We start from the raw sequence: 13,636 nt of genomic DNA, 5'->3' as shown, positions 1-13,636 counted from the left end.
TGCAAGGGCTCGGAATTCACGTCGGGTCCTTGTCGTAATCAGCGCCAGTAGCGGATCAATGCGGCCAGCAGAACAATCAGGCCGACGATCATCGCGAACGCGTAGTGGTAGAGGTAACCGGACTGCATCCGGCGGGTCAGGCGGGCAACCAGGTCGACGACGCGAGCGCTGCCGTTGACCGCGGCACCGTCGATCACGTGCGTATCGACCGCACGCGAAACCTTGCCCAGCGCCAGGCCACCGCCGGCGAAGCCGCCGATCCAGAGCTTGTCGAAGCCGTACTTCTCCTCGAGCACGCGCACCGGCCAGGCGAACAGCTTGCGCGCCTTCGCGGGCAGCTCAGGCTTCCACAGGTACATGATCGTGGCGAGGATGAAGCCGCCCAGCGTCAGCCAGAACGCCGGCGCCTTGAAGCCGTGCAGCGCGTAAGCCACCGGGCCGTGCCACACCTCGGCGCCCACCTTGGCGACGGTGTCGCGCGCGGCGGCCACGTCGATGGAGCCCAGGAAGAACGGCAGCTGCTTGTGATGGCCCATCGTGTCGGTGCCGAACAGCATCTGGCCGACGGTGAAGAAGCCGATTACCACCGACGGGATCGCGAGCAGGATCAGCGGCACCGTCACCACCCACGGCGACTCATGCGGCGTGTGCGCGTGGTGATCGTCATGGCCGTCGTGGCCATGCGCGTCGTGCTTGTGGTGCGCGTCGTGGCCGTGCTGCTCGGCGAGCTGTGCTTCGTGCTCGCTGGAGTCCGCTTCCGGCGCGACGTAGTGGTCCGGCACCGGATCGTGGAAACGTTCCTTGCCGTGGAAGGTCATGTACAGCAGGCGGAAGCTGTAGAACGCGGTGACGAACGCGCCCAGCAGCACGGCCCAGTATGCGTAGGTCGCGACCCAGCTGTGCGCCTCGTGGGCGTGTTCGGCGGCGGCCTCGATGATGGTGTCCTTCGAGTAGAAACCGCTGAAGAACGGCGTGCCGATCAGCGCCAGCGTGCCGATGAGCATCGTCCAGTACGTGATGGGCATGTACTTCTTCAGGCCGCCCATGCGGCGCATGTCCTGCTCGTGGTGCATGCCGATGATGACCGAGCCGGCGCCCAGGAACAGCAGCGCCTTGAAGAAGGCGTGCGTCATCAGGTGGTACACGCCGGCGCTGTACGCCGACACGCCCAGCGCGACCGTCATGTAACCCAGCTGCGACAGCGTGGAGTACGCGACCACGCGCTTGATGTCGTTCTGCACGATGCCGATCAGGCCCGTCCAGAACGCCGTGGTGGCACCGATGAAGAGCACGAACGTCAGCGCCGTTTCCGACAGCTCGAACAGCGGCGACATGCGCGCGACCATGAAGATGCCCGCGGTGACCATCGTCGCGGCGTGGATCAGCGCGGAGATCGGCGTCGGGCCTTCCATCGAGTCCGGCAGCCAGACGTGCAGCGGCACCTGCGCCGACTTGCCCATCGCACCGATGAACAGGCAGATGCAGATGAAGGTCATCAGCGACCAGCCACCGATCGGCGCCAGCCAGCTGCCCGCCTCGGCCAGTGCCGGCCACGCGTTCTGCATTTGCGCGGCGGCCAGAGCCGGCTCGCCCGCACGGGCGAAGACGGTGCCGTAATCCAGGCTGTTGAAGGTGTACAGCACGCCGGCGATGCCGAGCAGGAAGCCGAAGTCACCCACGCGGTTGACCAGGAACGCCTTGAGGTTGGCGAACACCGCGGTCGGGCGCTTGAACCAGAAGCCGATCAGCAGGTACGACACCAGGCCCACCGCTTCCCAGCCGAAGAACAGCTGCAGGAAGTTGTTGCTCATCACGAGCATCAACATCGAGAAGGTGAACAGCGAGATGTAGCTGAAGAAGCGCTGGTAGCCGTCGTCCTCGGCCATGTAGCCGATGGTGTAGATGTGCACCAGCAGCGAGACGAAGGTGACGACCACCATCATCATCGCGGTCAGCTTGTCGACCATGAAACCGACGTTGGCCTCGATGCCGCCGACCTGGAACCAGGTGTAGACGTTCTCGTTGAACGGCGACGCGCCCTGCCAGGCAAGCTGCCACAGGACATGGATCGACAGCGCGCAGCTGGCGGCGACACCCAGGATGGTCACCCAGTGCGCACCGGCGCGGCCCACCTGGCGGCGGAACAGGCCGGCGATGATCGCGCCGAACAAGGGCGCGAGCACGATGGCGAGCAGGACGGACTTGGAGATGGCGTGCTCCACGATTGCGTTCTCCACGTCAGCCCTTCATCGAATCGATTTCGGCCACGTTGATCGTGCGCCGGTTGCGGAACAGCGTGACCAGGATGGCCAGGCCGATGGCGGCCTCGGCGGCCGCGACGGTCAGGATGAAGAACACGAACACCTGGCCGGCCGGGTCGGACAGCTGGCGCGAGAACGCCACGAAGTTGATGTTCACCGCGAGCAGCAGCAGCTCCAGCGACATCAGCAGCATGATCACGTTCTTCCGGTTGAGGAAGATGCCGGCGACGCTGATGCAGAACAGCACCGCGCCGAGCGCGAGGTAATGGCCGAGCGCCAGCCCGGCGCCGAAGAATTCGCTCACGGCTTGCCCTCCTCTGCCGGGGTTTCCGCCGGGGCCGGTGCTACCGGCTTGACGGCGTCCATCTTGATCACGCGCACGCGGTCGGTGGAGCGCACGCGCGCCTGCGCCGACGGGCTCTGGTGACGCGCACCGACGCGGCGGCGCAGGGTCAGCATCACCGCCGCGATCACCGCGACGGTCAGGATGACCGCAGCGACTTCGAACGGCAGCAGGAACTGCGTGAACAGCGCACGCGCCAGCCACTGCGTGTTGCCCGCCGCCGACGGATCGGCCGGGAACGCGGTGGCGACGTTGGCCTTGACGCCGATCAGGGTGAGCATTTCCACCAGCATGACCACCGCGACCACCAGGCCGATCGGCAGGTAGCGCACGTAGCCTTCGCGCAGCGGGGCGACGTCGATGTCGAGCATCATCACCACGAACAGCAACAGCACCATCACCGCGCCGACGTAGACCAGGATGAGCGCCACGCCGAGGAACTCGGCGCCGGCGATGATCCAGGTGCAGGCCACCGAGAAGAAGGTGAGCACGAGGAACAGCACGGCATGCACCGGGTTCTTCACGCTGATGACCGCAACGGCCGCCATCGTGGCGACGGCTGCGAAGAGGAAGAAGGCAATCTGGGCGAGATCCATGTTCGTCAGGCCCTCAGCGGAAAGGTGCGTCGGCGGCGCGGCGTTCGGCGATCTCCGCCTCGAGGCGGTCGCCGATGGCCAGCAGCTGCGGCTTGGTCAGGATGTTCTGGCCGCGCTTGTCGAAGTGGTACTCGTGCACGTGCGTCTCGACGATCGAGTCGACCGGGCAGGATTCTTCGCAGAAGCCGCAGAAGATGCACTTGAACAGGTCGATGTCGTAGCGCGTGGTGCGGCGGGTGCCGTCCTCGCGCTTGGTCGAATCGATGGTGATCGCCAGCGCGGGGCACACCGCCTCGCACAGCTTGCACGCGATGCAGCGCTCTTCCCCGTTGGGGTAGCGGCGCAGCGCATGCACGCCGCGGAAGCGCGGCGACTGCGGCGTCTTTTCCATCGGGTACATCAGCGTGTACTTCGGCTTGAACAGGTACTTGCCGGTCAAGGCAAGGCCCTGTGCGAGCTCGATGAGCAGCAGGCTCTTGAAGTAGGAAACGATGCGATTCATGCGTGATGCCCCTTACACGCCGGGCTCGAAGATTTTGAAGTACGCCATCAGCGCGACCACGCAGATCCACGCGATGGTGATCGGGATGAAGACCTTCCAGCCCAGGCGCATGATCTGGTCGTAGCGATAACGCGGGAACGAGGCGCGGAACCAGATGAAGCAGCTGGCGAAGAAGAACACCTTCGCGAGCAGCCACCACCAGCCGTTGCCCAGCACAGTGCCCAGCACCGGCACATCGGGGATCCACGACGCGGGAATGGGCGACAGCCAGCCGCCGAGGAAGAAGAGCGAGGTCAGGAAGCTGATCAGGATCATGTTCGCGTATTCGGCGAGAAAGAACAGCGCGAACGCCGAACCCGAATACTCGACCATGTGGCCAGCCACGATTTCCGACTCGCCTTCCACCACGTCGAACGGCGCGCGGTTGGTCTCGGCGACGCCCGAAATGAAGTACACGACGAACAGCGGCAGCATCGGCACCCAGAACCACTCCAGGAAGCCGGAGTTGCCCGACTGCGCCATCACGATGTCCGTGAGGTTGAGGCTGCCGGCGCCGACCATCACGCCGACCATCGCGAAGCCCATCGCGATTTCGTACGAAACCACCTGCGCCGCCGCGCGCATCGCGCCGAGGAAGGCGTACTTCGAGTTCGACGCCCAGCCGGCGAGGATGATGCCGTACACGCCCAGCGAGGTCATCGCCAGCAGGTACAGCAGGCCCGCGTTCGCGTTGGACAGCACGACCTGGTAGTCGAACGGCACCACGGCCCACGCGGCGAAGGCCGGCGCGAGCGCGATCAGCGGCGCGAGCTTGAACAGGAAGTTCTCCGCGCGCGTGGGCTGGATGACTTCCTTGAACAGCAGCTTGAACACGTCCGCGAAGGCCTGGAGGATGCCCCGGCCGACGTACATCGGTCCGTGGCGCACGTGCATCCAGCCGATGAGCTTGCGCTCCCAGACGACGTAGAAGGCCACGGTGATGATCACCGGCATCGCGATCAGCAGGATCTTCAGCACGATCCAGACGATCGCGCCCGTCATGCCGAAGGACAGGAAGAACTCGCGCAGCGGATCGACCACGTGGGTGGTGAACATTCCATTGGTCATCGCTTACGCCCTCCCCGCCTGCACGCGACCCGACATCGGCGCGGTGGCGCCGTGGCCGGTTTCGACCCACACGGTGCCGGGCGCGACCTTGTCGCTGACCGAAACCGGCAGCGTCGCGGTGCCCGCGGCGGTGTTGAACTTGCCCACCACGCCATCCGCGAAGCCCAGTGCGGCGGCGTCCGTCGGATTCAGCACGGCCTTGGGTTCGACGTTGAGCGGGTGCGCCTGCAGGGCCGGCGCGCGACGCACGACCGCATCGCTGCGGTAGATCGCGACGCTGGCAGCCACTTCCAGGCCTTCGCCCGCGACGTTGGGCGCCTTGCCGGCGACGACGTTCACTTCGCGCATCTGCATGCTCGCGCGCAGACCGGCCAGATCGACGAACTCGAAGCCCTTGGCTTCCAGTTCGCCACCCAGCGCACGCAGCACGCGCCAGCCGGCGCGCGCCTGACCCGGCAGCTTGCCGCCCGAAACAGTCGCCTGCTGGCGACCATCGAGGTTGGTGAGCGTCGCGTCGATCTCCGGCAGCAGACCGATCGGCAGGATCACATCAGCGACCGCGCGCGTCGAACGGCACGCGAACGTGCTGAACGCCACGACCTGGGCCGCGTTGAGCGCCTTCAGTGCGGTTGCGGTGTCGGCGAAGTCCATGCCCGGCTCGATGCCGTACAGCACATACGCCGAACGCGGATCGGCCAGCATCGCCTGCGCGTCGCGCGAGGTCGGCAGCACGCCGTAGTCGGACAGGCCGACGGCGTTCGCGCCCTGCGGGATGCGATTGAGCGAAGCACCCGTGGCAGCGGCGAAATCGGCGGCGGCCTTGCGGATCTGCGCGGCGTGCGGGCCGTTCTCCGCCAGCGCGCCGACGATGACGACCGCGCGCGTGGCGTTCTTCGCAATGTCGATCAGGCCACTGTCGCCGAGCACGCCGGCGATCTTCGACGGCGCGACGATCGCCTTCTGCGCGATGTCGTAGGTGAAGTCGAAATCGACCGGATTGACGACGTACACCTTGGCGCCGCGGGTCCAGGCCTTGCGCACGCGCTGGTTCACCAGCGGCAACTCATGGCGCAGGTTGGTGCCCACGATGACGATGACGTCGGCGTGGTTGAGGTCGGCGACGGGCGCGGCGAACGTCGTCGCATGCGCGGCGTCGCTCAGGTCGTGCTGGCCGATGCGATGGTCGATATTGCCGGTGCCGAGCGCGTCGGCCAGACGGGCGAGCAGCGCGCCCTCCTCGTTCGAGGTCGCAGGCCCGACGAGCACGCCGAGCTGGTCGGCGGCGTTGTCGCGCAGGATCTTCGCGGCCTTCGCCAGCGCTTCTTCCCACGAAGCTTCGCGCCACTCACCGTTGTCCTTGACCATCGGCGCGTTCGCACGGTCTTCGGCGTACAGGCCCTGGTGCGAGTAGCGGTCGCGGTCCGACAGCCAGCATTCGTTGACCGCTTCGTTGTCACGCGGCACGGTGCGCAGCACTTCACCGCGGCGCACGTGCAGGAACAGGTTGCTGCCCAGCGCATCGTGGTAACCCAGCGACTCGCGGGCGACCAGCTCCCACGGACGTGCCTTGAACTGGAACACCTTGTTGGTCAGCGCGCCGACCGGGCACACGTCGACGACGTTGCCGGAAAGCTCCGTCGTCAGCGGCTTGCCGTCGTAGGTGCCGATCTGCAGGTTCTCGCCACGGTACATGCCGCCCAGCTCGTAGGTGCCGGCGATCTCCGCGGTGAAACGCACGCAGCGCGTGCACTGGATGCAGCGCGTCATCTCGGTGGCGACCAGCGGGCCGATGTCCTCGTCCGGCACGACGCGCTTGCGCTCGACGAAACGGCTCACGGAACGGCCATAGCCGAGCGACAGGTCCTGCAGCTCGCACTCGCCGCCCTGATCGCAGATCGGGCAGTCGAGCGGATGGTTGATGAGCAGGAACTCCATCACGTTGCGCTGCGACTTCAGTGCCTTGTCGCTGCGCGTGGAGACCTTCATGCCATCCATGACCGGCGTGGCGCAGGCCGGCGCCGGCTTCGGCATCTTCTCCACTTCGACCAGGCACATGCGGCAGTTCGCCGCGATGGCCAGCTTGTCGTGGTAGCAGAAACGCGGGATCGCGATGCCGGCCTTGTCGGCGGCCTGGATGATCATCGAGCCCTTCGGCGCGGCCATTTCGACGCCGTCGATGAAGACGGTGACGTGGTCCGGCGGCAGGTTCGGATTTACGGGCTGTGCGCTCATGCGGCGACCTTCTCCACCACCGTGCCGGCGCGCTGGTCATCGACCAGGAAGCGCTTGTTCACGATCGCGTATTCGAATTCATCCCAGTAGTGGCGCAGGAAGCCCTGCACCGGCCACGCGGCGGCTTCGCCGAAGGCGCAGATGGTGTGGCCTTCGATCTGTCCGGCGGCGGCGCGCAGCATCTGCAGGTCTTCCAGCGTCGCCTGCTTGTCGACGATGCGGGTCAGCATGCGGTACATCCAGCCGGTGCCTTCGCGGCACGGCGTGCACTGGCCGCAGCTTTCCTTGAAGTAGAAGCGCGCGATGCGCTGGCAGGCACGCACCATGCAGGTCGTCTCGTCCATCACGATGACCGCGCCCGAACCCAGGCCCGAACCGGCCTTCTGGATCGAGTCGTAGTCCATCGTCAGCGACATCATCACATCGCCCGGCAGCACCGGCATCGACGAACCACCCGGGATGACGCCCTTGATCTTGCGGCCTTCGCGCATGCCGCCGGCCAGCTGCAGCAGGTCGGCGAACGAAGTGCCCAGACGGATTTCGTAGTTGCCCGGCTTGGCCACGTGGCCGGAGACCGAGAAGATCTTCGGACCGCCGTTGTTCGGCTTGCCCAGGTTGAGGAACCACTCCGCGCCGTTGCGGATGATCGCCGGCACCGAGGCGTAGGTCTCGGTGTTGTTGATCGTCGTCGGCTTGCCGAACAGGCCGAAATTGGCCGGGAACGGCGGCTTGTAGCGCGGCTGGCCCTTCTTGCCTTCCAGCGATTCCATCAGCGCGGTTTCTTCGCCGCAGATGTAGGCGCCGGCGCCGAGCGCGCCGTAGATGTCGATGTCCACGCCGCTGCCGAGCACGTTCTTGCCCAGCCAGCCGTGTTCGTAGGCTTCCTTCAGTGCCTGCTCGAAGTGCTCGAACGGCTCGTGATGGAATTCGCCGCGCAGGTAGTTGTACGCAACCGTCGAACCGGTGGCGTAGCAGGCGATCGCCATGCCTTCGACGACCGAATGCGGGTTGTAGCGCAGGATGTCGCGATCCTTTGCCGTGCCCGGCTCGGATTCGTCCGAGTTGCACAGGATGTACTTCTGCGTGCCGCTGCCCTTGGGCATGAAGGACCACTTCAGGCCGGTCGGGAAGCCCGCGCCGCCGCGGCCGCGCAGGCCGGAGCCCTTGACCAGGTCGATGATCGCCGACGGCTCCATCTTCTCGGTCAGGATCTTGCGCAGCGCTGCGTAACCACCGGTCTTGAGGTAGTTCTCGTACGACCACGGAGTGTCGTAGTGCAGCGTCGTGTAGACGACGGTGTGCTCCTGCGGAGCCGGGCCAACCGGACCGTAGCCCTTGGAGTAGTCGTGATGCTCGTGCGCCATGGAGTGAGGCCTCACTTCAGACCGTCGAGCAGCTCGTCCACCTTCGAGGCGTCGAGGTTCTCGTGGTAATGACCGTTGATGACCACCACCGGCGCGCCGCAGCACGCGGCCAGGCACTCTTCCTCACGCTTGAGGTAGACGCGACCGTCGGAGGTGGACTCGCCCAGCTTGCAGCCGAGCTTCTTTTCGGCGTGGCGGACCAGGTCCTCGGCGCCGTTGAGCCAGCAGCTGATGTTGGTGCAGAAAGCGACGTTGTGGCGACCGACCTGTTCGGTCTCGAACATCGAGTAGAAGCTCGCCACTTCGTACGCCCACACGGGCGGCAGGCTCAGGTACTTCGCCACGGCCGCGATGAGCTCGTCGCTCAGCCAACCACCGTTCTGTTCCTGCGCGGCGTGCAGGCCCTGCAGCACGGCCGAACGCTTGCGGTCCGGCGGGAACTTGGCCAGCCAGTGGTCGATGTGCGCGCGCGTCTTGTCAGACAGCGCGACCATCGGGTCGACGTGCTGACAGGCTTCGAAATTTCCGGTCGCCTTCATTTGCCCTTATTCCTCAACGGATCGCCGCCTTAGCGGTCGACCTCGCCGAACACGAGATCGTAAGTGCCGATCATCGCCACGACGTCGGCCAGCATGTGGCCCTTGACGATGGCGTCCATCGACGAAAGGTGCGCGAAGCCCGGCGCGCGCAGCTTCACGCGGAAGGGCTTGTTCGCGCCGTCGGAGACCAGGTAGCAGCCGAATTCGCCCTTGGGCGCTTCAACCGCGGCGTAGGTCTCGCCGGCCGGCACGCAGTAGCCTTCCGAGAACAGCTTGAAGTGGTGGATCAGGGCTTCCATGTCGTCCTTCATGTCCTCGCGCTTGGGCGGAGCGACCTTGAAGTTGTCGACGATGACCGGGCCCGGGTTGGCCTTCAGCCACTTCACGCACTGCTTGATGATGCGGTTGGACTGGCGCATCTCTTCGACGCGCACCAGGTAACGGTCGTAGCAGTCGCCGTTGACGCCCACCGGGATGTCGAAGTCGACCTCGGCGTACTTGGCGTACGGCTGCTTCTTGCGCAGGTCCCAGGCGATGCCCGAACCGCGGATCATCGCGCCGGTCATGCCCCAGGCCAGCGCCTGCTCGGGCGAGACGACACCGATGCCGACGGTGCGCTGCTTCCAGATGCGGTTGTCGGTGAGCAGCGTCTCGTACTCGTCGACGCGCTTGGGGAAGTCGTCGGTGAAGGCGTCGAGGTAATCCAGCATCGAGCCTTCGCGCCATTCGTTGAAGCGCTTGAGCTTGCCGCCCTTGCGCCACGGCGATTCCTTGTACTTGGGCATGCGGTCCGGCAGGTCGCGGTACACGCCGCCCGGACGGTAATACGTGGCATGCATGCGCGCGCCGGAGACCGCTTCGTAGCAGTCCATCAGCTCTTCGCGCTCGCGGAACGCGTACAGGAACACCGCCATCGCACCCAGGTCGAGCGCGTTGGAACCGATCCACATCAGGTGGTTCAGGATGCGGGTGATCTCGTCGAACATCGTGCGGATGTACTGCGCACGCTCCGGCGCCTCGATGCCCAGCAGAGTCTCGATCGCGCGCACGTAGGCGTGCTCGTTGCACATCATCGACACGTAATCCAGGCGATCCATGTAACCAATCGACTGGTTGAACGGCTTGGACTCGGCGAGCTTCTCGGTGCCGCGGTGGAGCAGGCCCACGTGCGGATCGGCGCGGTGGATGACCTCGCCGTCCATTTCCAGGATCAGGCGCAGCACACCGTGCGCGGCCGGATGCTGCGGGCCGAAGTTCAGCGTGTAGTTGCGGATCTCGGCACCGCTGCCGAGGCCGGACGTGCTGGACACGCCGTTGGACATCTGGGCGCTCACTTCTTCACCTCGCCGCGCTGCGCGGCCTCGCCCTGCGCGGTCTCGTAGCGGGCGTCGTCACGGATCACGCGCGGCACGGCCACGCGCGGCTCGATCGAAACGGGCTCGTACACCACGCGCTTCTTGTCGGCGTCGTAGCGCACTTCGACGTTGCCGATCAGCGGGAAATCCTTGCGGAACGGATGGCCGACGAAACCGTAGTCGGTCAGGATGCGGCGCAGGTCCGGGTGGCCTTCGAAGACGATGCCGTACAGGTCGAACGCCTCACGCTCGAACCAGTTCAGGCCCGGCCACACCGGCGTCAGCGAATCCACCACCGGCAGCTCATCGTTGTCGGCGAAGGTGCGCAGGCGCACGCGAGCGTTGTGCTGGTACGACAGCAGGTGCGCGACGGCGGCGAAACGGCGCTCCGGTGCGGCCGCGGCGCCGTTTGGCTGCTCGCCCCACACGAAGCGGCCGGCACTCTTGCCTTCCACGCCACGCGAGAAGCCTTCGGAGGACACATCGGTGTCCCACTCGTCGCTGCCGTAGCTGAGGTAGTCGACGCCGCTGATGTCCACGGCCTGCTCGAAGCCGAACTCATCACGCAGGGCCAGCGCGGTGGCAAGCCACTGCGCCGCGGTGACGTCGATGGTGATCTCACCGCGCGGCTGCGCGACGACGATCATGGCATCGGCGAAACGAGCGCCCAGGCGATCGGCAAAGGCTTGTGCGGTCTCGACCATGTCAGCGGACACCCTGCGGGTTTTCGCCGAAGTTGGTGCCGCGACGGATCTTCTTCTGCAGCTGCAGGATGCCGTAGACCAGCGCTTCGGCGGTCGGCGGGCAACCCGGCACGTAGACGTCGACGGGCACGATGCGGTCGCAACCGCGCACCACCGAGTACGAGTAGTGGTAGTAGCCGCCGCCGTTGGCGCAGCTGCCCATCGAGATGACCCACTTCGGGTCCGGCATCTGGTCGTAGACCTTGCGCAGCGCCGGGGCCATCTTGTTGACCAGCGTGCCGGCCACGATCATCACGTCGGACTGGCGCGGCGACGGGCGGAACACCACGCCGTAGCGGTCCAGGTCCAGGCGCGCGGCACCGGCGTGCATCATCTCGACCGCGCAGCAGGCCAGGCCGAACGTCATCGGCCACATCGAGCCGGTGCGCGCCCAGTTCCACAGCGCGTCCATGCTGGTGGTGACGAAGCCGTTCTGCAGCAGCGGGTTGTCGCCCTCGGGGCGCAGGATGTCGTCCAGCCGCCCTTCGGGCAGCGGGTTGTGCATGAGGTCAGAGACGCTCTGGATCACTCCCATTCGAGCGCTCCCTTCTTCCAGACGTAGACGAAGCCGAGCAAGAGCATGCCGGCGAAGATACCCATTTCGATCAGGCCGACGACACCGAGTTCGCGGAACACGGTGGCCCAGGGCACGATGAAGATGATTTCCAGGTCAAAGATGATGAACTGGATGGCGATGAGGTAATAGCGCACATCGAACTGCATGCGCGCATCCTCGAACGCCTCGAAGCCGCACTCGTAGGGCGCGAGCTTCTCAAGGGTCGGGCGCTGGGGGCCGAGCACTTTGCCCACCACCAGCAGGGCGACGCCGATACCTCCGGCGACGATCAGGAACAGCAGGGTCGGCAGGTATTCGGCCAGCACTCGATGTTCTCTCGCTTCGTTTAGCTCGATCGCGTGAGTCGCGACCTGGCTCGGCGGCAGCCGCCTGGGTGATCCCCGCGCGAGACTCGGCCCGCCGTGCGTGCCGCACCTCGGTCGGTGGTGCTAGTGCTGCAACAGTTCTCTTACAGCAGTGTTGTTCGGTGTGGTGCCCAAGGGGGGACTCGAACCCCCACGACTTACGTCGCTACCACCTCAAGGTAGTGCGTCTACCAATTCCGCCACCTGGGCAATCAAACCTGTTTTGTCGTCCTGACTGCGACCGTGCCGTGTGGGGCTTTGGTCGCTTCCGGTCATCGCTGACCGTACCCGGCAATCCGTGCCGGGCCGATGAAATCAAAGTTTACCGCGTTAGCTCAGCCGCCCGCAGGGGGTTGCGGCTTTGCCGGTTCCGGCGACTGGGCGGCCGGCGCCTGCTCAGGTGAGGCCGGAGTAGCCTCCTGACCCGCAGGAGCCTGCTCTGCCGGAGCCTGCGGAATCGTCGCAGCCGGGGCCGGAGCCTGCGTCGGCGCGGCCGGAATCGCGGCATTGCCGGCGGTCGGCGCGACCGGAACCGCAGGGACCTCGGCCATCACGCCGCTCGGCGTCGGACCGGTGTCGCCGGTGGCCTTGCGCGTGGCCTGCCAGGCCATGAAGAGGCTGATCGCGAAGAACGCGATGGCAAGCCACTTCGTCGCCTTGGAAAGGAAGTTCGCCGAACCGCGCGCGCCGAAGACGGTCGCCGAGGCGCCGCCGCCGAAACCGGAGCCGGCCTGGGCACCCGCGCCGCGCTGCATCAGGATCAACGCAATCATCGCGATCGCGATCAGCACGTAGATGACGTTGAGGATCAACAGCATCGTTGGGTTCTGCTATTCGTCTCGTGAACGACGTCCGGCGGACGGATCCGCGTTTCGTCAGGGCGCCGCCGCAACTGCGATGGCGTGGAAGTCTTCGGCCACCAGCGAGGCGCCTCCGACCAGGCCGCCATCGACGTCCGGCTGCGCAAACAGCGCGGCGGCATTGTCGGCCTTCACGCTTCCGCCGTACAGGATCGGAAGCGAGCCAGCGATTCTAGCATCGCGCGCAGCGATTTCGCTACGGATGAATGCGTGGACCTGCTGGGCCTGTTCCGGGGTGGCGGTCCGGCCCGTGCCGATGGCCCAGACGGGCTCGTAGGCGACGATCGCGCCTTCGAACACGTCCTTGCCGCCCAGCGCGAACAGCGGTTCCAGCTGCTCCTGGATGCGCCACTCGGTCTGGTCGTCCTCGCGCTCGGACAGGCTCTCGCCCACGCAAAGGATCGGCGTGAGCCCGGCCGCCTTGCAGGCGAGGAACTTGCGCGCGACCAGCTTGCTGGTCTCGCCGTGGTACTGGCGGCGCTCGGAGTGGCCGACCAGGCCGTAGGTCGCGCCCACGTCCTTGAGCATCTCCGCGGAGACCTCGCCGGTGTAGGCGCCCTTCTGGTTCGCGCTGACGTCCTGCGCGCCGAAGGACAGGCCGCGTTCGCCGTAGCGCGCGACCAGCCCGGCCAGGTACGGCAGCGGCGGCAGGATCAGGCGCTCCACGCCCTGCGGCGCCGACTTCTCGACCAGCGCATCGAGCAACTCCAGCGCGAAGCGGCGATCGCCGTGCAGCTTCCAGTTTCCGGCAACGATTTTGCGGCGCATGGCCACTCCTTCGAGTATTCGGGGATCTACGGCGCGAACGTCCGG

Annotated in this window: 14 protein-coding genes and 1 tRNA gene; all 15 read right to left on the bottom strand. The window is 66.1% G+C overall.

Annotated features, from left to right (window positions below):
• Positions 1 to 38 precede the first annotated feature (38 nt).
• Positions 39 to 2,222: an NADH-quinone oxidoreductase subunit L gene (gene nuoL / locus AAFF32_RS11425; RefSeq protein WP_216958344.1), complete on the bottom strand. Its 2,184-nt coding sequence runs from the start codon at positions 2,220 to 2,222 to the stop codon at positions 39 to 41.
• A 16-nt stretch (positions 2,223 to 2,238) separates the two neighbouring features.
• Positions 2,239 to 2,541, bottom strand: coding sequence for an NADH-quinone oxidoreductase subunit NuoK (gene nuoK / locus AAFF32_RS11420; protein WP_216961719.1), 303 nt, complete (start codon positions 2,539 to 2,541; stop codon positions 2,239 to 2,241).
• Between the two features lie 20 nt (positions 2,542 to 2,561).
• Complete coding sequence (locus AAFF32_RS11415) at positions 2,562 to 3,200, bottom strand: NADH-quinone oxidoreductase subunit J (protein ID WP_216958346.1); 639 nt, start codon at positions 3,198 to 3,200, stop codon at positions 2,562 to 2,564.
• 13 nt (positions 3,201 to 3,213) lie between these two features.
• Positions 3,214 to 3,702, bottom strand: a complete 489-nt coding sequence (gene nuoI, locus AAFF32_RS11410; protein WP_216958348.1) for an NADH-quinone oxidoreductase subunit NuoI — start codon at positions 3,700 to 3,702, stop codon at positions 3,214 to 3,216.
• A 12-nt stretch (positions 3,703 to 3,714) separates the two neighbouring features.
• Positions 3,715 to 4,797, bottom strand: a complete 1,083-nt coding sequence (nuoH, locus tag AAFF32_RS11405) for an NADH-quinone oxidoreductase subunit NuoH (RefSeq protein WP_342315245.1) — start codon at positions 4,795 to 4,797, stop codon at positions 3,715 to 3,717.
• A gap of 15 nt (positions 4,798 to 4,812) precedes the next feature.
• Positions 4,813 to 7,041, bottom strand: coding sequence for an NADH-quinone oxidoreductase subunit NuoG (nuoG, locus tag AAFF32_RS11400; RefSeq protein ID WP_342315244.1), 2,229 nt, complete (start codon positions 7,039 to 7,041; stop codon positions 4,813 to 4,815).
• Positions 7,038 to 8,405, bottom strand: a complete 1,368-nt coding sequence (gene nuoF / locus AAFF32_RS11395) for an NADH-quinone oxidoreductase subunit NuoF (RefSeq protein ID WP_216958354.1) — start codon at positions 8,403 to 8,405, stop codon at positions 7,038 to 7,040. Before nuoF ends, nuoG begins: the two co-directional genes overlap by 4 nt.
• A gap of 11 nt (positions 8,406 to 8,416) precedes the next feature.
• Positions 8,417 to 8,944, bottom strand: coding sequence for an NADH-quinone oxidoreductase subunit NuoE (gene nuoE / locus AAFF32_RS11390; RefSeq protein ID WP_216958355.1), 528 nt, complete (start codon positions 8,942 to 8,944; stop codon positions 8,417 to 8,419).
• A gap of 29 nt (positions 8,945 to 8,973) precedes the next feature.
• Complete coding sequence (locus tag AAFF32_RS11385) at positions 8,974 to 10,266, bottom strand: NADH-quinone oxidoreductase subunit D (RefSeq protein ID WP_216961721.1); 1,293 nt, start codon at positions 10,264 to 10,266, stop codon at positions 8,974 to 8,976.
• An 8-nt stretch (positions 10,267 to 10,274) separates the two neighbouring features.
• The gene (locus AAFF32_RS11380) at positions 10,275 to 11,003 is read right to left on the bottom strand and encodes an NADH-quinone oxidoreductase subunit C (RefSeq protein WP_216961727.1); all 729 of its coding nucleotides are present in this window, start codon (positions 11,001 to 11,003) and stop codon (positions 10,275 to 10,277) included.
• A 1-nt stretch (position 11,004) separates the two neighbouring features.
• Positions 11,005 to 11,577, bottom strand: coding sequence for an NADH-quinone oxidoreductase subunit B (locus AAFF32_RS11375; protein WP_216958356.1), 573 nt, complete (start codon positions 11,575 to 11,577; stop codon positions 11,005 to 11,007).
• Positions 11,568 to 11,924, bottom strand: coding sequence for an NADH-quinone oxidoreductase subunit A (locus AAFF32_RS11370; RefSeq protein ID WP_216958357.1), 357 nt, complete (start codon positions 11,922 to 11,924; stop codon positions 11,568 to 11,570). The genes AAFF32_RS11375 and AAFF32_RS11370 overlap by 10 nt, the downstream gene beginning before the upstream one ends.
• Positions 11,925 to 12,088: 164 nt before the next feature.
• Positions 12,089 to 12,173: transfer RNA gene (locus AAFF32_RS11365), tRNA-Leu, on the bottom strand.
• 125 nt (positions 12,174 to 12,298) lie between these two features.
• A complete protein-coding gene (secG, locus tag AAFF32_RS11360; protein WP_342315243.1) occupies positions 12,299 to 12,781 on the bottom strand; it encodes a preprotein translocase subunit SecG in 483 nt (160 codons plus the stop codon).
• A 57-nt stretch (positions 12,782 to 12,838) separates the two neighbouring features.
• Positions 12,839 to 13,591: a triose-phosphate isomerase gene (tpiA, locus tag AAFF32_RS11355; protein ID WP_342315242.1), complete on the bottom strand. Its 753-nt coding sequence runs from the start codon at positions 13,589 to 13,591 to the stop codon at positions 12,839 to 12,841.
• Positions 13,592 to 13,636 lie beyond the last annotated feature (45 nt).

This window comes from Lysobacter sp. FW306-1B-D06B (assembly GCF_038446665.1).
GTDB lineage: Bacteria > Pseudomonadota > Gammaproteobacteria > Xanthomonadales > Xanthomonadaceae > Lysobacter_J.
Note: the sequence above shows the minus strand (reverse complement) of the source record. Positions and strands in the feature narration are given on the sequence as shown.